This window comes from Lysobacter sp. TY2-98, assembly GCF_003367355.1.
Lineage (GTDB): Bacteria > Pseudomonadota > Gammaproteobacteria > Xanthomonadales > Xanthomonadaceae > Cognatilysobacter.
This window is the reverse complement of record NZ_CP031413.1, coordinates 2,472,689-2,491,994: the sequence shown is the minus strand read 5'-3', so window position 1 is coordinate 2,491,994 and position 19,306 is coordinate 2,472,689. Positions and strand designations below refer to the sequence as shown.

Below are 19,306 nucleotides of genomic sequence, written 5' to 3'. Positions count from 1 at the left end.
CCCGTCGCGGCGCACACGCGCCGCCGTCTCCGCACCGCGGAGCCTTTCGACGTTTCGAAGAGGCGGACATGAAATACCTGCATCTCATCTGGGCTTCGCTGTTCCGAAGCCGCACGCGCACGCTGCTGACCCTGCTGTCGGTGTTCGTCGCGTTCTTCCTGTTCGGCATGCTGGACTCGGTGCGCGTCGCCTTCAATTCCGGCGGCGACGTGACGGGTGCGAATCGAATGGTCGTGGCCTCGCGGTTGTCGATCACGCAGATGCTGCCGTACCGGCTCGATCCACAGATCAAGTCGATTCCAGGCGTGCGCAAGTCGACGTATGCCGCATGGTTCGGCGGCATCTACCAGGATCCGAAGAACTTCTTCCCGAATTTCTCGGTGGGCCCGGACTATCTCGACCTGTATCCCGAGTTCCAGTTGCCGGCTGCTCAGCGCAAGGCGTGGGAAGCGGATCGCCAGGGCGCGATCGTCGGTGAAACGCTGGCCAAGAAGTTCGGCTGGAAGGTCGGCGACACCATCCCGATGCAGGCGACCATCTTCCCGACCAAGGGCAGTAACGACTGGTCCTTCAAGCTCGACGGCATCTTCCGCATCGACGACGTCAAGCGCAAAGGCCAGGAGCAGATGCTGCTGTTCCACTGGAACTATTTCGACGAAGCCAACGACTACGTCAAGGGTCGCGTGGGCTGGTACATCGTGCAGGTCGAGAACGCGGGCGTGTCGAACCGCGTCGCCAAGGCGATCGACGGTCTGAGTGCGAACTCCGACCACGAAACCAAGACGCAGACCGAGGAAGCGTTCAACCAGTCGTTCGCCAAGCAGATCGGCGACATCGGGCTGATCGTCACGGCGATCATGGCGGCCGTGTTCTTCACCTTGCTGTTGCTCACCGGCAACACCATGGCGCAGGCCGTGCGCGAGCGCATTCCGGAACTGGCCGTGCTGAAGACCATCGGCTTCCAGGATCGCGCCGTGCTCGCGCTGGTGCTGTTCGAGTCGATCCTGCTCGTGGCGATCGGTGCGGTGCTCGGTCTGTTCTTCGCGCCGCTCGCCATGCAGGTGGTGAGCAAGGGCAGTGGCGGCTTCATCGCGCTACCCGATCGCCTGCCGCCGGAAAGCTGGGCGACCGGCCTCGTGCTGATGGTGCTGTTCGGCGTGCTCGCCGGCCTGTTGCCTGCCCTGCGCGCCATGCGCCTCAACATCGTCGACGCCCTGGCTGGGCGCTGAGGAGGACACCGTCATGCGCATCAAACGTTTCCTCTCGAACGCGGGCGTGTTTCTGCTGCTGGTCGTCGGACTCGTCGTCTGGATGTTCCTGTCCTGGCCGATGGTGCTGGGCCTCGCCGTGCTCGCGGCGCTGTGGCTGTTCCTGACCCGCAGCGGTCGCCTCGCGCTTGCGGCGGCACAGGTCGGCATCGCAGGCCTGCCGCAGCGACTCGGTGCGTCGTCGGTGATCGTGGTCGGCATCGCCGGCGTGGTCGGCGTGCTGGTCGCGATGCTCGCGATGGGCGAAGGCTTCCGCGCCACGCTGGCCAGCACCGGCGGCACCGACACCGCGATCATCCTGCGCGGCGGTTCGCAGGCGGAAACCAATTCGGTGATCACGCGCGACCAGGTGCCGCTGATCCAGTCGCTCGACGGCATCCAGCGCGGCAGCGACGGCCGCGCGTTGATTTCGCCGGAGCTGTCGCAGGTGGTGAACCTGCCGTCGATGGCCGACGGCACCGATTCCAACGTGCAGTTCCGCGGCGTTGGTCCTGCCGCCTGGCAGGTGCGACCGAAGCTGAAGATCGTCGAAGGCCGCCGCTTCAATCCGGGCTTGCGCGAGATCGTCGTCGGGCGCGGCGCGCAGAGTCAGTTCCGCGGCCTCGAAGTCGGGCACAAACTCAAGCTGGCGCAGCAGGAATGGACGGTGGTCGGCGCGTTCGAATCGGGTGATTCGCACGAGTCGGAACTGTGGGCGGACGTCGACGTGCTCGGCCCCGCGTACCAGCGCCAGGCATTCCAGTCGGTGACGGCGAAGCTCGACGGCGCGACCGGCTTCAAGCGTCTGAAAGCCGCGCTCGCCGCCGATCCGCGCCTCAAGCTCGACGTCATGACCACGCACGACTACTACGCCAAGCAGTCGGAAAACCTCACCAAGCTGATCAACATCCTCGGCAAGGTGATCGGCGCGATCATGGCGCTGGGTGCGATCTTCGGCGCGCTCAATTCGATGTACGCGGCGGTGTCCGGCCGGGCACGTGAGATCGCGACGATGCGCGCGCTGGGTTTCCGCGGGCTGCCGGTGGTTACCGCGGTGATGCTGGAGACGATGCTGCTCGCGCTCGTCGGCGGCGTCATCGGCGCACTGCTTGCGTGGCTGCTGTTCAACGGCCACTCGGTGTCGACGCTGGGCAACAACTTCAGCCAGGTGGTATTCCAGTTCCGCGTCTCGCCCGACCTGCTGTGGACGGGCCTGAAGTGGGCGCTCGGCATCGGCCTCGTGGGCGGCCTGTTCCCCGCGTTGCGTGCCGCGCGGATGGAAGTGACGGACGCATTGCGGGCGCAGTAATCGCTACGCCGCCGGCTCGCTTTCCGCGACCGGCGGCGAAGGCTTTGCGGCCCGAGCCTTCGACAACGTGATGATCACTACGCCGACCAGGATCACCGCCATCGCGCCGACGTCCTGCATCGTGAAATGCTCGCCGCCGATCAGCGCGCCGAAGACGACGGCCAGCGGCGGATTGACGTAGGCATAGCTGGTCGCGAGCGCGGGGCGCACGTGGTGCAGCAGCCAGATGTAGGCGGTGAAGCCGAAGATGCTGCCGGCGACGACGAGGTAGAGCATCGCCAGTGTCGATGACGTGCTGGGCACCGCGGCGAAGCGCTCGCCGTGGATCAGCGCGGCGACCAGCATCCAGCCGCTGCCCGCGATCATCTGTCCGCTCGCGGCCATGAACGGTTCGGGCAGGTCCTGGTCGCGACTCCAGATGGAGCCCCAGGCCCAGGCGATGGGCGCGATCGTCAGGCAGACGAGGCCCAGCGTCGAACCGCGCAACGCGCTGCCGGCGTTGAGCCACACGACGCCGAGAAAGCCGACGACCAGGCCGATCCATTCCACACGCGATGGATGGCGGCCGCGCAGCATCGCGAACACACCCGCGAACAGCGGCATCGACGCCACCGCGATCGCCGCAAGGCCCGAGCTCACCTGTGTCTCGGCGAGATTCACGAAGCCGTTTGACAGCAGCACCATGAAGATCGACAGCACGATCAGCGTGCGCCACTGCTTCGCGGTTGGCGCGGGCGTGCCACGCAGGCGCAGCACGATGAACATCAACAGGCCGGCGATGAACATGCGGCAGGCGCCGAGCATGAAGGGTGGATAGCCCTTCAGCGCGAAGCGGATGGCCAGATAGGTCGAGCCCCACAACACGTAAAGCGAGGCGAGGGCGGCACCGATGGCGAGCGGCGAGGCGGTGCGCGCGGCAGGGGCGTGCATCGGGTGGGATCCGGGAAGAGCCGCGGGCGCGGCCGACCCGCACAGCCTATCGCCTGCGACAACGCGGCGTCCGTGCCGGAGGTTGGATCACCGTGTTGCGCGTCGCACGTCAGTAGCCGCTGCCGGCGTCCTCGATCACCTCGTCCTCGTGCTCGGCGAAACGCTCCAGCGTGAAGGTGTCGAGGCGGAACTTCTGCGCCGCCGCCGAAAATGCGAGCAGCGAGAGGATGCGCTGCGGCTCGCGCGCCCACGGCGGCACGTAGACCGCACGGGCGATCAGGCCGGACTGCTGGTACGGCGCGAGCGTGATCACGTCGCCGATGGTCACGCGGCCGACGAACAGCATGCGCAGCAATTCGGCACGGCCTTCCTGCAGCGCCTTGCGCACGAACAGGTGGGTCGCGAACAGCCCCTCGAGGTAGGCGCCGTCCTTGGTGAAGCAGATGCGCCCGTGCACGTCGCCGCCGCGGAAGATGCGTGACGCGCTGCGGTAGCTTTCGACGTCGCTCTGGCCGGCATCAAGGAAGCCCTTGAAGATCTCGATGAAGTCCGCGCCTTCGAGTGCGCGCTTCACCATCACCACGCGCAGCGCGATGCGTCGCAGCCGCACGATGTCCGTCGCACCGGTGACGCATTCGGCGAACGTCGCGAGGCCTTCCTGCGCGCGGGTCGTGCGCGGCGCACCGAGGCCGAGTGCCTTGAGATGCGGCTGGTGCTTGCCGTTGAGCGACGTCGCGGTGTGGATGAACGCCTCGTGCTCGAGCAGCTGGTCGAGGTCGGCCTCGGAGAACACGGCGGTGGCGCGCAACTTCACCTTCGTGCTGCTCGCCGTCGCCTTCGACGACAGAGTCGGATCCAGCACCACGTCGACCTTGTCATGGACGAAGAACTCGCCGATGCGTTCGCGCAGGCGCTCGGCGAACGTCTCTGCGGGGATGTCGCAGTCGACCGGCGCGAGCAATTGGCGATCGATCAGATCGTCGGTGATCGTCAGCACTTCCTGTGCCGCGTCCGCATTGCACACGTCCTGGCTGCGATAGCGCACGTCAGGTCGCCCGTAGAGCAAGGCAGAACACCGCGTGAAACCGGGATGGCCGATCTGCCCGAGCATGCGCGCTGCGACGCGATAGCTCCACGCCGTCTTGAACAGCCAGTTGCCGACGGGATGCCCGCGATCGAGCGTGTGCATGATCCCGTCGAGTGCATCAAGTTCCGCGTCCAGCGCAACAGGCACTGTCGGCGGTCGCGGAAGTTCGGGGCGGCCCGCCCGCCAACCTTCGAGAAAGCGCGCTTCCATCTCGGCCGGCCAGCCGATCGCATTGAGCACGCGGATCTTGCCGCTGACCTTGCACAGCGCGCGATCGCATGCGAACAGCGCCTGCAGGCGTTCGTCGGTTTCGATAGGCGGGGAAACGGTGGCCACGACGCACTCTCCGTCTCAGCACGGCGACGATGGCGACGCGCGCATAAGGCGCGTCGCGTGACGTCATTAGAGGCGGATCGCGCCGTGGTGCCTATTGCCCCTAGGTGCAGCGACGCGGGTCCGCACGTGCGGCACGTACGGCCGCTCGCGTGCAGCCGCTTGAGTGGATGCGCGGCCGCATGGTGTGACGCGCATCAGCTTGCTGAATTGCTGAATACGCCAAGCGTCCATTGAGCGGCAGGAGGGGTGCCCGATAAGGTGGCGTCAACGCGTCGTGAAGGCCGATCGGCCAGGAGTCCCGCAGTCGATGATGTTCGAGGCGATCCCACCGTTTGACGAAACGCCGTCCCACGCGCGCTGGCTGCACGACCTGCGCAACATGGTCAGCACGGCGAGCGTGGCCGCCAGCGTCGGTCGTGAACTCGTGCACGAGGACATCGAATCGGCCATCGAATTTCTGCGCGAAGCGGAGGGCGCGTTGCAGCAGTGCCGGGACCTGCTCGCCAGCGGCGCGGATCATGTCCGGGACGACAGCCGCGGCGATCTGCCGCTGTTGCCGCTGCCGAATGCGGCGCAGCGTCGGCGCGACGGAGATGCCGCCGGCGCGTCACCGACGCGCGGTTAAGCCCGCTCGCGATCCAGCACGCGCTGCTTGAGCGGCAGCCCCCAGCGATAGCCGCCCAGTGAGCCATCACCGCGCACCACGCGGTGACAGGGCACCACGATCGCCAGCCGGTTCCCTGCGCACGCCCGCGCCACCGCACGCGCACCACGCGGTGCGCCGAGCGATTCGGCGAGCTCGGCGTAGCTGCGGGTCTCGCCTTTCGGAATGCGCATCAGCGCGTCCCAGACGCGCTTCTGGAACGCCGTGCCGATGAGATCGAGCTCGACGTCCGATGCGAGTCCCGCGAGCGCATTCGCGACCGACTGCAGGCGCGGCGCGAGAAAATCATCACGCCCTTCGTCGACGCGCTCCAGCGTCGCCTGCGGAAATTCGTGCCGCAGCTTCGCTTCCAGTGCCGCTTCGTCGTCGCCCAGTTCGATCGAGCAGATGCCACGTTCGGTCGCAGCGACGAGTGCGCGGCCGAGCGCGGTGTCGATGACGCTCCAGCGCACCGCCTCGCCCGCGCCACCGCGGCGATAGCGCGACGGCGCCATGCCCAGCCGCGCGGCGCCCGATTCGTACACGCGCGACGGTGAGCCGTAGCCGGCGTCGACGATCGCGGTGGTGACGTCGACGCCATCGCGCAGCGCCTGCTTGAGGCGACCGAGCTTGCGCTGCGCCAGGTAGTCGGCGGGACTCAGCCCGAAGCGCGCGGCGAAGCGGCGCTGCAGGTGCGCGGGGCTCCAGCCGACCGCATCGGCCAGCTGCTGCAGCGTGGGCTCGCCGTCGTCGAGCAGGTCGCGGGCACGGTCGAGTTTGTCGGGGGTGCGGTCCATGGCTGAAACGATAACGGGCGCCCGAAGGCGCCCGCTATCCGTTTGTTGCGATGTTGCGATCGGATCAGTCGGCCCAGTGGCCCGGGCTGCGCGCGGTCGGCAGCACCTTCGCCGAGAGCTGGCGATCGTTGCCGAGCACACTCACCGCGTCACCCAGGATCGATGCGGCTTCGCGCAGCAGCGGGTCGGGACGCTTGTCGGCGAGCTTGTCGCGCTGCGCATCCTTCGCGATGTCACGCTCGTTCGCCTGCAGGCCGTCGTCGTCGTCGTCCGCCAGTGGATCCAGCGCGATACCGAGCTTGGCGCGCTCGGCCTGGCGCTGCTTGCGCTTGGCTTCTTCCTGGTCACGCTCGCCGCGGCGTTCGGCCTCGTTGAGCGAAATCGACTTGTCCGCACGTTCCTTGCGGAATTGCGCGACGTCCTGACTCCACCACTGGAATTCCGGATCGGCGGCGACGCGCTTCTCGTGATCGGCGAGCAGTGTCGGCAGGATCGGGCGGAAATCGCCGTAGGTGGTGTGCGGCACGGCGGCGATGCGCGCCCACGGCAACGCGTTGTCGTAGGTGCTCTCGCCGAATTCGCTGGCATCGACCGACGCCGGGAACGCGATGTCGGGCACCACGCCCTTGTGCTGCGTCGAGCTGCCGCTCACGCGGAAGAACTGCTGCACGGTGAGCTTGACCTGGCCGAAGCGCGCCTGCTCATTCGCCGGCCAGCGGTCGAGATCGAGCAGCGTCTGCACGGTGCCCTTGCCGAACGTGGTCTCGCCGATGACGAGGCCGCGCCCGTAGTCCTGGATCGCACCCGCGAAGATTTCCGACGCCGACGCCGAACCGCGGTTGATCAGCACCGCGAGCGGGCCTTCCCATGCGATGTGCTTGTCGTCGTCGCCGTTGACCGTCACGCGGCCGCCGGACTCGCGCACCTGCACGACCGGGCCTTCGTCGATGAAGAGGCCGGTGAGTTCGATGGCTTCGTCGAGCGAACCACCGCCGTTTCCGCGCAGGTCGAGCACGACGCCGTCGACGTGCTGGTCGCGCAACGTCTGCAGCAGCTTCGCGACATCGCGCGTGGCGGACGCGAAGTCCTTGTCACCGCGACGGCGCGCGTCGAAGTCCTGGTAGAACGCCGGCAGCTTGATCACGCCGATCTTCTGCGCGGGCTTGCCGTTCGTGGCGGGCACGTCGATGGTTTCGGCCTTGGCGGCCTGGTCCTCGAGACGCACGCGATCGCGCACGATGTTCACGCGCATCGGCTTCGAATCGAGCGGCGATTCCGCCGGCACGACATCGAGGCGAACCGTCGTGCCTTTGGTGCCGCGGATCTTGGCGACGACATCGTCGATGCGCCAGCCGATCACGTCTTCCATCGGCCCGCTGGTGCCCTGGCCGACCGCCATCACGCGATCACCCGGCTTGACCTTGCCGGTCTTCGACGCGGGACCGCCGGCGACGATCTCGCGGATGGCCACGACGTCGTCCTGCTTCTGCAGCACGGCGCCGATGCCTTCCAGCGTGTTCGACATCGTCAGGTTGAAATTGTCGGCGCTGCGCGGGGTGAAGTAATCCGTGTGCGGATCGACCGCATTCGCATAGCTGTTGAGGAAGGACTGGAACACGTCCTCGCCCTTCAACTCGCCGATGCTCTGCGCGAGGTTGGCGTAGCGCTTGTCGAGCGTCTTGCGGATTTCGTCGGGCTGCTTGCCGGCGAGCTTCAGGCGCAGCCAGTCGTTGCGCACCGACTCCTTCCACAGCGTGTCGAGCGCCGCGTTGTCGGCGGCCCACGGCACATCCTTGCGGTCGTACTGGAACTGGTCGTTGCCGCTGAAATCGAAGATGTTCTGCTTGAGCAGTTCACGCGCGTACTGCGCACGCGCGGTGGCGTGCTGGCGATACGACGCGAAGATCGCGTACGCGGGGCTCAGGTCGCCGCTCTTGATCGCGTCGTCGAGCTTGTCCTTGTACGCATCGAACTTCGCGATGTCCTGCGCGGTGAAGAACTGCTTGTTCGGATCCAGCGATTCGAGATAGCGCTTGTAGATGTCGGCGCTCAGCGCGTCGTCGAGCGCGCGCGGGCGGTACGCGTAGCGACTGTCCGACAGCAGGCCGTAGACCAGCTTGGCCGCGGTGGCCTGGTCCTGCGTGGGCGCGTTCGGAATCGCGGTGGACGCACTGTCGGGACGCGCGAGCAGCGCGACCGGCGCAGTGAGGAGGAGGGCGAGCAGGGAGGTCTTGAGCTTCATCGGATCCGGGCGGTGGGGTCGCCGATCAGGTCCGGCCAATCGCCGGGGGTACCACGGTGGATGCGGTTGAGACCGCCGCCCAGTGCCGAAAGTTGCACGGGCCGTCGACCCCATATGAACGCGATGGGGCGCGCAGCGCAAGCTGCACACGGCGCCCGTCGCCGGGGATTCAGCCGGGATTGCGGGCGTCGTCACCCAGCGGCCGTGGCGGTCGCCGCGGGTTCAGGGACTATGCGCCGCGTGGGCGGCAATGCGGCGTGGATGCGGTGCGACGCAGCGTGTCGCCAACAGGCGGATCAGGCCGTTTCGACAACGCCGGCTTCGGCCGCCGAGCGGTCCGCGTGGTAGGACGAACGCACCAGCGGGCCCGACGCGACGTGCGTGAAGCCGAGCGCGTAGCCGAAGTCCTCGAGCTGCTTGAACTCATCGGGCGTCCAGTACTTCATCACCGGATGGTGGTGCGGCGTCGGCTGCAGGTACTGGCCGATCGTCACCATGTCGACGTCGTGCGCGCGCAGGTCGCGCAGCGTGTTCTCGACCTGCTCCATCGTCTCGCCGAGGCCGAGCATCACGCCCGACTTGGTCGCGATGTCGGGGTGCTGCGCCTTGAAGCGCTGCAGCAGCGTAAGCGACCACTGGTAATCCGCACCCGGGCGCACGTTCGGATACAGGTCCGGCACCGTCTCGATGTTGTGGTTGAACACGTCGGGCGGGCTCGTCGCCAGGATTTCCAGTGCGCGGTCCATGCGGCCCTTGCCGCGGAAATCCGGCGTGAGCACTTCGATCTTGGTGCGCGGCGAGTGCTCGCGGATCGCGCTGATGCAGTCGACGAAATGCTGCGCGCCGCCGTCGCGGAGATCGTCACGGTCGACGCTGGTCACAACGACGTAGCGCAGGCCCATGTCGGCGACGGTGTGCGCGAGGTTGAGCGGCTCGCTCGCATCCGGCGGCTTCGGACGGCCATGGGCGACGTCGCAGAAGCTGCAGCGGCGCGTGCAGACCTCGCCGAGGATCATGAAAGTCGCGGTGCCGTGGCCGAAGCACTCGTGGATGTTCGGGCAGCTCGCTTCCTCGCAGACGGTGACGAGGCGGTTCTCGCGCAGTTTGGCCTTGAGGTTCGCCACCGCGTTGCCGGATGGAATCCGCACGCGGATCCAAGACGGTTTGCGCAGCACCGGCGCCTCGTCGAACTTCACCGGGCTGCGGCCGATCTTGTCGCCGCCCAGCTGCTTCGCGCCCTCGACCAGGGACGAGGCGCTTTCGACGACGGCGAGGGGAATGGTGCGGGAGTCGGACATGGCAGCGGCCGTGGGAGGACGATCCGGCGCGGGCCGGGTATGCATTGTCCCGCGCCGCGACGTCGAACGCCAAAACGCAGGAGCAACGGCGGGTCGATGCGGGCGGGACGATGGCCGGCGGGCTGTACCCGATGCGCGGATGCGTGGTTGCGACGTCCGCGTGGCGGTCAGGCGAACGGGGGCGCCGGTCCGGTGCAGGTCGACAGGCCGAACTGGCGCGCAATGTGCTCGATCAGCCGGGTCTTCACGGGTTCGAGCGACGAAGGGCCGCCCAGGCCGGCCATGCTCGTCACCTGCAGACCGGCGTAGCCGCAGGGATTGATGCGGCGGAACGGTTCCAGGTCCATCGCGATGTTGAACGCGAGCCCGTGGAACGTGCAGCCGTGGCGCACGCGAATGCCGAGCGCGCCGATCTTGGCGTCGTTGACATAGACGCCGGGCGCGCCGTCGCGGCGCACCGCGTGGATGTTCCAGTCGGCCAGCGTGTCGATCATCGACTGCTCGACCTTGCAGACGTAGTCCTTCACGCCGACCTTGAGCCGGCGCAGGTCGAGCAGCGGATACAGCACGATCTGGCCGGGGCCGTGGTAGGTCACCTGCCCGCCGCGATCGACGTGGATCACCGGGATGTCACCGGCCATCAGCACGTGTTCGGGTTTGCCGGCCTGGCCGAGGGTGAACACCGGATCGTGTTCGACCAGCCAGAGCTCGTCCGCCGTGGCCTCGTCGCGGGCGTCGGTGAACGCCTGCATCGCGCGCCACACCGGCTCGTACGGCTGGCGGCCGAGGTCGCGGACGAGCGCCGTCGGCACGGTCGCGTCGGCACCGCCGTCAGGCGGGGCGACTGCCGCGCAGGCGTCGCTCACAGCGTCCACTTCACTTCGGGATGGTCACGCAGCAGCCTGTGCGCGCGCTCGTGCTCGTCGCGACTGTTGGCGCGGAAGCGGATGCGCACCGAGACGTACTTGCCGTTCGAGGACGCCTTCCAGCTCACGTCCTCGTGGATTAGATCGACGCCGGCCTCGACCAGCAGACGCGGCAACGAGACTTCGAGTCCGGCCTCGGCGGGACCCATCGCGGACAGCTCGAATTCGCCGGGGAACTGGAAGCCGTGATCGGGGTTGTCGGAGTGGATGTCCATCGCCCCACTATGGGGGCCGGCGCGCCGATCACAACCCGGGCGCCGGCGACGCCTCAGTGGCCGCGCTGAGCTGCGGACAGCGCCGCGCGGGACGCCTCGCTCTGCGCGTCAAGCTCCTCACGGCTGTGGCAGACGCGCTTGGCGCGATTGCTACCCAGTTCGCGCTCGAGTTTGCAGATCTTCTTTTCGCCGTTGTCGGCGACCTTTGGCGCGGCCGGCGTCGTGATCGACGACGCTTCGGAAGCGCTGGCGTTTTCCGTCGAAGCGGACGCGGTGGTAGACGTCGTCTCGGCCATCTGGGCCTGGGCAGCGCCGGTCACAAGCACCAGCGCGAGCAGCATCGTCTTCATGCAGGAAATCCTTGCGGGACAGATTCGTAGGCTGCCATCGGCGGCCTGAAGTGGGGCGTGCCGAAGGTCAGTAAGGTCGGGGTTGGTTCATGCAGGGCGAATGCCCTGCATGACCATGCCGCAAACGCGGCGTGTTGTCGTGTGCCTACTCCGCCGAGCGGCTGTACCGACTCCTCAGAATTCGAAGGCCGCGAGCACCCATGCGGCACTTCGGAAGAACGCGCCGGAGACGCGTTACTTCGACATCTCCAGCAGCATCGACGACACCCAGCCCTTGTTGCCGAATTCGTCCTCGACCTCCCACATCGCGCCCTGTTTCTGGCCGGTGGGATACAGCATCATGCCGACGTCGAGGCCGCGGACGACCTTGCCCTTGCCGGCCGGATCGCTGAAGAGGCGCGCCGGCTTGGCGACGGTCACCGCCTGCGTGGCGTTGGCGGCGCTGGCATTGGCCGGCAGGCCGCCGAGTTGCGACACCACGTCGTTGTAAGCCTGCAGGTAGGCCAGCGTGATTACTTGGCCGACTTCGGTGTTCGCGTAGCCGCCCGCGCCGAGGCCGCCGAGGCCCGAGCTGCCGAACAGCACGCCGTTGCCGGACCAGCCCAGGTCGGTCTTCTTGGCATTGCCTTCGGCCATCGCGACCTGCTCGGAGGAGCGCACATCGGTGACGGTCAGCACGACGTTCGCCGTCTTGCTCTTGAAGTTCAGCCCGCCGATCGCCGCACCGGCGCGGCCGCCGACGAGCCCACCCAGCAGGCCACCGATATTCGCGCCGCTGGCGTTGTTGTTCGCGTTGACGAGGTCCGGAACCATCACGTAGTCGGCGGCCTTGATCTGGCCCTTGCCGATGTTCGAACGGTTGCGCAGCTCACCGCTCGAGGCGAGGTCGCGTTCGCGCATCGCCGCGTTCATGCCGGCGCCGCGGTCGACCAGCGTGAAGCAGCGCGACTTGGCGACGAACAGCTTGATCAGCTTGCTGGGTGCTTCGAGCTGCTGGCCGGTCCACCAGTTGGTCGCGTCTTCCGGCTCCAACACCGAGATCGTGCCGAGCGGACGCGCGCAGGTCGGGATCTGGGCGGTCTGCTGCTTGCGGACGTCGTCGACGTTGGCCGCGACGGCGGGCAGTGCGGCGAGCGCAAGGGCGGCGAAAAGGGTGGTGGTCCGTACGGTCATGGCGTCGAGCATCCTGGCGGTGAGGTCATCGGCGCGGCGCGCCGGCCGCCAGCATAGCGGCTGTACGCGCGCCGCCGATCGGCGCGTCGCGCTAAGGAATTGCTAAGACGAAAAAGCCCGCGCGAGGCGGGCTTTCCGTGTCGACAGGGGCGCGAACGCTTACGAGTTCCACCACATCAGAAGCTCGTGCCAGAGGCGCTTGAAGAAGCCGGCTTCCTCGACCGCATCGAGCGCGACCAGCGGACGCTGCGCGAGCACCTTGTTGCCGAGCATCACGCGCACGGTGCCGATCTTCTGACCCTTCGCGATCGGGCCGACGATCTGCTTCGGCACGTCCATCACCGGCTTGAGCTGCTGGTAGCGGCCGCGCGGCAGCGTAACCATCATCGGCTCAGTGAGGCCCAGGCGCACTTCGTTCTCCGCGCCCTTCCACACGCGCTGCGTTGAGATCGGCTTGTTCGCGTCGTAGAGCTTGTGCGTCTCGAAGAAGCGGAAGCCCCAGTTGAGCAGCGCCTGCGAATCGTTGATGCGCTGGTCGTCCGACGGTTCGCCCATGACGACCGAGATCAGGCGCTGGTCGCCACGCTGCGCCGACGCCATCAGGCAGAAGCCGGCAGTCGCGGTGTGGCCGGTCTTGATGCCGTCGACGGTCGCGTCGCGCCACAGCAGGCGGTTGCGGTTGCTCTGCGTGATCGGTCCGACCGTGTATTCCTTGATCTTGTTGAGCGAATACGACTCCGGGAAGTCGTGGATCAGCGCGCGGCCGAGCAGCGCGAGATCGTGCGCCGTCGTGTAGTGGCCTTCGGCCGGCAGGCCGTCCGGATTCATCCAGTGCGTGTGCTTGAGGCCGATGCGCTTGGCGTAGGCGTTCATCAGCGACGCGAACGCGTCCTCGCTGCCGGCGATGTGCTCGGCGAGCGCGATGGCGGCGTCGTTGCCCGACTGGACCACCATGCCCTTTTCCATCTCGATCAGCGGCGCGGTCTTGTTGACCTCGAAGCCGGAGTACGAGCCTTCGGTGCCGGCGCCGCCTTTGCGCCAGGCGTTCTCGGTCATCATGACCGGATCGTCGCGCTTGACCTTGCCGGCCTTGAGTTCGGCGGCGACGACGTAGCTCGTCATCACCTTGGTGATGCTCGCCGGCTCGACCTGCGTGTCGTAGTTCTCGCCCGCGAGCACGTTGCCGCTGGCGTAGTCGATCAGGATCCAGGCCTTGGCCTGCACGGTCGGCGGCGGCGGGACGGGGAGTTCGTCGATGGCCGGCGGCGGCTGGTTGTTCGGAACAGGACCGGTCTGGGCGACGGCGAGGCCGAGCGTCAGGGTGAGACCGGCGGCGAGCAGGCCGGCGAGGCGGGCGGGGGACTTCATCAAGGCGGGACTCCGGGGCCGGCGGGCGGCGATGGAACGGATTGCGGGCGGACCTTTCTCCGCGGCAGCAAAGAAAGATAAACAAAAGCGCAGGAAGGCGTCGGCGACGCGGGTGAAAACCCCGCGCGCCGCGGTCAGTCGTGGACGCGTTGCGCGGCGAAGCCTAGACCGCGCAGACGCGCGGCGAGTTCCGCCTCGGCGGAGGCCGGCAGCGGGCCGACGCGCAGGCGCCAGATCGGCTGGCCCTTGGCGACGGCGTCGAACAGGCGCGCGTCGGCGATGCCCGCGCCGCGCAGGGCGGCGAGGGCGCGATCGGCGTTGTCGCGGGTGGAGAAACTGGCGACCTGCAGGGTGATCGCGTCGGCGGTGTCGAGCGCGGGTGCAGGCTTGATGGGCGCAGGGGCGGTCGCGACAGGAGGTGTCACTGCAGGCGAATCGATCGACGGCGCGGCGTCACGCGGTGCGGCAGGCGTCGACACCGAAGCGGCCGCCGTACGCCCACCAGTCTTCGCGTCCGTCGATGCGATCACCGTCGGCTTGCCGGTCGCGACATGGATGCCGCGCTCCTTCATCCACGCATCGAACCGCTGGCTGTCCGCCGCGGTGCCGGTGGTCGACGTCGCATAGCGGTAATCGCGCGTCGCCACGTCGAGCGCGGTCGGTGTGGGCGGTGGCAGGGACGGCGCGATCGGCGACGTCGTGGTCGACGCGAACGTCGTGCCGGTCGCGGTGTCGCCCGGCTGCAGCGCCTCGACACGCACACGCCCGGTACCGGCCGGGTAGATGCCGAGTTTCACCGCGGCAGCGAGGCTCAGGTCCATCACGCGCCCCTCGTGGAACGGGCCGCGATCATTGACGCGCACCACCACCGAACGGCCATTCACCAGGTTCGTAACGCGCGCGAAGCTCGGAATCGGCAGCGTCTTGTGCGCGGCGCTGAAGGCGTACATGTCGTACACCTCCCAGTTCGACGTGCGGCGGCCGTGGAACTTCTCGCCGTAGTAAGACGCCAGGCCCTCCTCGACGAACCCGTGGGTGTCGTCGAGCACGCGGTATTCCCTGTCGAGCACCGAGTACACCGGCTTGTTGCCGAGCTTCGAACGCGGCAGCGCGACGACTTGCGGCTCCGGGATGCAGTCGATGTCGGGAATCGCGCCGGGCACGCGGTCCTTCTCGTCCGGGCGGTACAGGCCGCCGGCGACGTAGTCACCGCGCTTGCTCAGATCCTCTTCGGCGGGCTGGTACCAGCTGCAGTCGTGCCCGACCGGCGAAGGCGCGTGGACGATCGCGGCGCTCGATGCCGCCGGTTTGGGCGGCGGAGCGCTCGCGCAGGCGGCGAGGCCTGCGCAGAGCAGCACGACGACGAGCTTCTTCATGGGGCCGGGGGCGTGTCCGTAGCGGCGGCAGGAAGCGGCGGGATGTCGCGGCCGGCGATCGATTCGGCCAGCTGGTACACCGCCATCGCGTAATGCTTGGAGATGTTGTAGCGGGTGATCGCGTAGAAGTTGCGGAAGCCGAGCCAGTACTCGGGGCCGCTCACGCCGTCGAAGCGAAGCGGCACGCCGGTCGCCGTCGGCGGCACGGGCGCCAGCGGCTGGTAACCGCGCGCCTTCAGGTCGGTGATCGTGTAGATCGGATCGAGCGCCTCAGGTTCGAACGTCTGCGCCGCGGGATCGTGCGTCGCGCGCACCGCCACCGCGCCGCCGCGCACCCAGCCGCCCTTCTTCGCGAAGTAGTTGGCGATCGAGGCGAACACGTCGGCCTTGCTGTCGAACAGGTCGCGGCGGCCGTCGCCGTCGGCATCGACCGCATAGTCGCGATAGCTCGACGGCATGAACTGGCCCCAGCCCATCGCACCGGCATAGCTGCCCTTGAGCTGGGTGATGTCGAAGCCGGTTTCCTTGCCGAGCGCGAACAGCTGCGCGAGCTCACCGCGGAAGAACTGCTCGCGCTGCTCCTCGCGCGCGGCCTTGGCGGGATCGCCAGTGCGCGGATACGCGAACGCCAGCGTGTACAGCGCATCCACGACCGGATAGCTGCCCTTGTTCGCGCCGTAGCTGGTTTCGACGCCGATGATCGCGGTGATGATCTCGGCCGGCACGCCGAAGCGCGCCTCGGCGCTGGCGAGATCGGCCCGGTTGTCGGCGAGGAACTGGCGGCCGCCATTGATGCGGGCGTCGGTCAGGAAGATCGGACGGTAGTCGCGCCACGGCTTGGCTTCGGCCGGGCGGGACATCGCGGCGATGATCGAATCGCGGATCTGCGCGCTCGCCAGTACGGACTGGATGTACGCCGGATCGATGCCGTACTGCTTCGCGGTGTCCTGCACGAACCTGGCGCGTGCGGCTTCGAATGGCACGCGCGGCGGCAGCGGGGCGGGAACCGGCGGTGTGGTGGCGACCGGCGTTGGCGGCGGAGTCGCCGGCTTCGGCGGCACGGCGCACGAGGCGACGGTGAGCGCGAGAGCGGCGGTGAGCGAGCGCAGATACGGGCGATTCGTCGTCATCGTCGCGAGGTTATCACGCGATTTTCGCGCGGATCACACGTTTCGCCGCCGCTATGTCCTTCGTTCAGCGCGCGCCGCGGCGCACGGCGATCTGTGCGATCACCGCACCGAGCGCGTCGGCGATCGCATCGAGCGGATCGGCCGAACGCGATGTCGTGAACACGCCCTGCGCAACTTCGATCGCGACACCGAACAGCACCACGCCGATCAGCACGCGCAGGCCACGCGTCGGAAACAGCCACGTGCCGTATCCGGCCAGCACCGCATAGCCGAGCGCATGCTCGAGCTTGTCCATGCCGTCGAACGCCGGCGGAGGCAGGTCGTGTGCGGGCAGCAGCGAGCCGACGGTGATCGCAATGAACATCGCGATCCACAGCGCGACCGCGCCACGACGTCGCATCACAGGCGGTGGCTCAGGTCGCCCGCGAGGAAGGCGGCACCGAATTCGACGTCCTTCGAGAAGCCCATCGCCTGGAAACGCTCGCCCATCTCGGTCGGCAGCGTGAGGCGCTTGACCTCGCTCGTGCGACGCAGGCGTTCGGCGTCGTCCTCGAGATGTTCGATGCGCGAGAGCACGCCCGCCAGCCCGTTGCCGAGCAGGAAGCTCGCCTGCGAGCAATAACCGGCGAAGTCGAACCCCGCGGCCACGCCGGCTTCCGCCAGCGCAGTGAAGTCGACCGACGCGGTGAGGTCCTGCAGCCCCGGCCAGGCGAACGCATCGTCGTGCATGCGATGCCGATAGAACGCGCGCAGCGTGCCGTCGCGGCGATCGGCGGCGTAGTACTCGCTGCGCGCATAGCCGTAGTCGACGAACAGCATCGCGCCGCGCTTCATGCCGCCGGCGACCGCCTGGATCCAGTACGGCAACTGCGGCAGCACCTCGGAGACGTAGCCGTCGGGCAGTGCGCGCCCGATGCGACGCTCGACATGGCGCACCGCCTGCAACAGCATCGAATCCGCAGGGCGCCATTGGGTGACGAAATGTCCGTCTTCCACTGCGACGTACTGCTCCATGACCTCGCTGCCGCGGATGGAGAAACGCGGCGTCGGCAGCGCGTCGATGACTTCATTGGCGAACAGCACGCCGTTCCAGTCATGCGGCACCGGGCCGTCGACCCATTCGACGAGTTCGAACAGCATCGGATGCAGGCGTTCGAACAGGCGCGCGCGCTGGCGTTCGCGTAGTTGCGCCGAAGGCTCGAGGATGAGGTAACGCGCCGGCAGTGCGTCCAGTTCCATCAACCGCATCAGTGCGACCTGCGCGAATGCGCCGGTGCCGCCGCCGAGCTCGAACATGAGGGCACTCGTTCCCAGCTGCTGCAGCACGGGGGCGACCGCATCCCCGACGCAGGCCGCGAACACCGGGCCCAGTTCGGGTGCGGTCACGAAATCGCCGGCTTCGCCAAACTTCGTCGCACCGGCGCTGTAGTAGCCGAGACCCGGTGCGTACAGCGCGAGCTCCATGAAGCGCGAGAACGGAATCGCACCGCCGTTCGCCGCGATCTCCGCATCGATATGCCGCGCCAGCGCGGTGCTGTGCGCACGCGCGGCCTCGTCGGGCAGGGGCAGCTCGGACGCGGCGCGCGCAGCGGGATCGATCGGCATCGGGACACGGGACGTGGGAGACTCGCGCAGGATACGGGACGTTCGCGGAAAGGACCGGTGATGCAGGCGACGACGCAGGGCGGTGCACGCCCGGTGGTGCTGGTGACGGGCGCGGCGCGGCGCATCGGTGCGGCCATTGCGCGGTGCCTGCACGCCGCCGGGTGCGACGTCGCGCTGCACTACCGCGGCTCCCGCGATGCAGCGCTCGCGCTCGCCGACGAACTCGAGCGCGCGAGGCCGCAGTCCGTGCTGCCGCTGCAGGCCGAGCTGGCCGCCTTCGATCGTCTGCCCGAACTCGTGGCGAGGACGATCGGGTGCTTCGGTCGCCTCGACGGCCTCGTCAACAACGCCTCGACCTTCCGCCAGACGCCGTTCGGCAGCGTGGCGCCCTCCGACTGGGACGCACTCTTCGCCTCGAACGCACGCGCGCCGTTCTTCCTCGCGCAGGCCGCGGCGCCGCACCTGCGCGCCACGCACGGCGCGATCGTCAACATCATCGACATCTACGCCGAACGCCCGCTGCCGCAGCACAGCGTCTACTGCATGGCTAAGGCCGCCCTGCAGATGGCGACGAAGGCGCTCGCGCTCGAGCTTGGTCCCGAGGTGCGCGTGAATGCCGTGGCACCCGGCGCGATCCTGTGGCCGGAGGATGGCGGCGACACCGCCGCGCGCGACGCCATGCTCGCGCGCACGCCGCTCGGCCGCACCGGGACGCCGGAGGAAATCGCCGAAGCCGTGCGCTGGCTGCTGTTCGATGCGCATTACTGCACCGGCCACGTGCTGGCGGTCGACGGTGGACGCACGCTCGCCGGCTGACCATGCGCCGTGCACGTGCGCAGGCCTAGAGTCCGCGGCATGACGACCGAGCCTGTCGCGGCCATTCCGCGGATGCCCGACGGCGCGGCCTATGTCGCGCCGGGCAACGATCTGCCGCTGCATACCGCGCGCGCCGCGGTCACCGATGCGATCCGCATCGCGTGCGCGTCAGGCCGGCGCGGCCTGCTCGCCGACTTCCACGGCTGGAACGGCGGCGAGAATCCCTCGCTCGCGCTGCGCATCGACAGCATCTTCGAATGGGCGTCCGCGGCGGAGGCATCGCCCGGATTCGTCGTCGCGCTGGTGATTCCCCTTGCGTTCGTCGACCCCGGGCGCATCGGCTTCATCATCGGCCGACGCCTGAGCTTCAACTTCGACGTGTTCGGCGATGTCGGCGACGCCATCACGTGGATGGACGCGGAACTCGCTGCGATGCCGCCGCGCGGCGACGACTGACC

19 protein-coding genes are annotated in these 19,306 nt (G+C 68.1%); 5 read left to right on the top strand and 14 right to left on the bottom strand.

Going from position 1 to position 19,306, the window contains the following annotated elements; all coding sequences use genetic code 11:
- Positions 1-68: 68 nt before the first annotated feature.
- Positions 69-1,229, top strand: a complete 1,161-nt coding sequence (locus DWG18_RS12155; protein WP_115647433.1) for an ABC transporter permease — start codon at positions 69-71, stop codon at positions 1,227-1,229.
- 13 nt (positions 1,230-1,242) lie between these two features.
- Positions 1,243-2,556 (top strand): ABC transporter permease, encoded by a 1,314-nt coding sequence (locus tag DWG18_RS12150; protein WP_115647432.1) that lies wholly within the window; start codon positions 1,243-1,245, stop codon positions 2,554-2,556.
- Between the two features lie 3 nt (positions 2,557-2,559).
- Here DWG18_RS12150 and yedA read toward each other — a convergent pair whose 3' ends face one another.
- Together yedA and DWG18_RS12140 are read right to left on the bottom strand one after the other, a co-directional pair.
- On the bottom strand, positions 2,560-3,486 hold the full coding sequence (gene yedA, locus DWG18_RS12145) for a drug/metabolite exporter YedA (RefSeq protein ID WP_115647431.1): 927 nt from the start codon (positions 3,484-3,486) through the stop codon (positions 2,560-2,562).
- Between the two features lie 109 nt (positions 3,487-3,595).
- Positions 3,596-4,909, bottom strand: a complete 1,314-nt coding sequence (locus DWG18_RS12140; protein WP_205289353.1) for a tyrosine/phenylalanine carboxypeptidase domain-containing protein — start codon at positions 4,907-4,909, stop codon at positions 3,596-3,598.
- Positions 4,910-5,219: 310 nt separating this feature from the next.
- On the opposite strand from DWG18_RS12140, the gene DWG18_RS12135 reads away from it, so the two are divergent.
- Positions 5,220-5,534: a hypothetical protein gene (locus tag DWG18_RS12135; RefSeq protein ID WP_162823832.1), complete on the top strand. Its 315-nt coding sequence runs from the start codon at positions 5,220-5,222 to the stop codon at positions 5,532-5,534.
- Here the strand turns inward: DWG18_RS12135 and DWG18_RS12130 are convergent.
- From DWG18_RS12130 to DWG18_RS12075, 12 genes are all read right to left on the bottom strand, one after another.
- Positions 5,531-6,349, bottom strand: a complete 819-nt coding sequence (locus DWG18_RS12130) for a methylated-DNA--[protein]-cysteine S-methyltransferase (RefSeq protein ID WP_115647429.1) — start codon at positions 6,347-6,349, stop codon at positions 5,531-5,533. The two genes, DWG18_RS12135 and DWG18_RS12130, sit on opposite strands and share 4 nt — an antisense overlap.
- Before the next feature lie 64 nt (positions 6,350-6,413).
- Complete coding sequence (locus DWG18_RS12125; RefSeq protein WP_115647428.1) at positions 6,414-8,591, bottom strand: carboxy terminal-processing peptidase; 2,178 nt, start codon at positions 8,589-8,591, stop codon at positions 6,414-6,416.
- Positions 8,592-8,887: 296 nt separating this feature from the next.
- Entirely contained in the window at positions 8,888-9,889 is a 1,002-nt protein-coding gene (gene lipA, locus DWG18_RS12120) for a lipoyl synthase (protein WP_115647427.1), read from the bottom strand.
- 167 nt (positions 9,890-10,056) lie between these two features.
- Positions 10,057-10,764 (bottom strand): lipoyl(octanoyl) transferase LipB, encoded by a 708-nt coding sequence (lipB, locus tag DWG18_RS12115; protein ID WP_115647426.1) that lies wholly within the window; start codon positions 10,762-10,764, stop codon positions 10,057-10,059.
- A complete protein-coding gene (locus DWG18_RS12110) occupies positions 10,752-11,030 on the bottom strand; it encodes a DUF493 family protein (RefSeq protein WP_115647425.1) in 279 nt (92 codons plus the stop codon). The genes lipB and DWG18_RS12110 overlap by 13 nt, the downstream gene beginning before the upstream one ends.
- A gap of 53 nt (positions 11,031-11,083) precedes the next feature.
- Positions 11,084-11,380: a hypothetical protein gene (locus DWG18_RS12105; RefSeq protein ID WP_115647424.1), complete on the bottom strand. Its 297-nt coding sequence runs from the start codon at positions 11,378-11,380 to the stop codon at positions 11,084-11,086.
- A 234-nt stretch (positions 11,381-11,614) separates the two neighbouring features.
- A complete protein-coding gene (locus DWG18_RS12100; RefSeq protein ID WP_240318523.1) occupies positions 11,615-12,553 on the bottom strand; it encodes a CsgG/HfaB family protein in 939 nt (312 codons plus the stop codon).
- A gap of 159 nt (positions 12,554-12,712) precedes the next feature.
- The gene (locus tag DWG18_RS12095) at positions 12,713-13,921 is read right to left on the bottom strand and encodes a D-alanyl-D-alanine carboxypeptidase family protein (protein WP_115647422.1); all 1,209 of its coding nucleotides are present in this window, start codon (positions 13,919-13,921) and stop codon (positions 12,713-12,715) included.
- A 134-nt stretch (positions 13,922-14,055) separates the two neighbouring features.
- Positions 14,056-15,297 (bottom strand): septal ring lytic transglycosylase RlpA family protein, encoded by a 1,242-nt coding sequence (locus tag DWG18_RS12090; protein ID WP_115647421.1) that lies wholly within the window; start codon positions 15,295-15,297, stop codon positions 14,056-14,058.
- Positions 15,294-16,427: a lytic murein transglycosylase B gene (mltB, locus tag DWG18_RS12085; protein ID WP_115647420.1), complete on the bottom strand. Its 1,134-nt coding sequence runs from the start codon at positions 16,425-16,427 to the stop codon at positions 15,294-15,296. Before mltB ends, DWG18_RS12090 begins: the two co-directional genes overlap by 4 nt.
- A gap of 64 nt (positions 16,428-16,491) precedes the next feature.
- Complete coding sequence (locus tag DWG18_RS12080) at positions 16,492-16,827, bottom strand: VanZ family protein (protein ID WP_115647419.1); 336 nt, start codon at positions 16,825-16,827, stop codon at positions 16,492-16,494.
- Entirely contained in the window at positions 16,827-18,032 is a 1,206-nt protein-coding gene (locus tag DWG18_RS12075) for an SAM-dependent methyltransferase (protein ID WP_115647418.1), read from the bottom strand. The genes DWG18_RS12080 and DWG18_RS12075 overlap by 1 nt, the downstream gene beginning before the upstream one ends.
- A 60-nt stretch (positions 18,033-18,092) precedes the next feature.
- Here DWG18_RS12075 and DWG18_RS12070 point away from each other — a divergent pair, with 60 nt between their 5' ends.
- Positions 18,093-18,848, top strand: coding sequence for a pteridine reductase (locus tag DWG18_RS12070; protein ID WP_115647417.1), 756 nt, complete (start codon positions 18,093-18,095; stop codon positions 18,846-18,848).
- Between the two features lie 39 nt (positions 18,849-18,887).
- The gene (locus tag DWG18_RS12065; protein WP_115647416.1) at positions 18,888-19,304 is read left to right on the top strand and encodes a hypothetical protein; all 417 of its coding nucleotides are present in this window, start codon (positions 18,888-18,890) and stop codon (positions 19,302-19,304) included.
- Positions 19,305-19,306 lie beyond the last annotated feature (2 nt).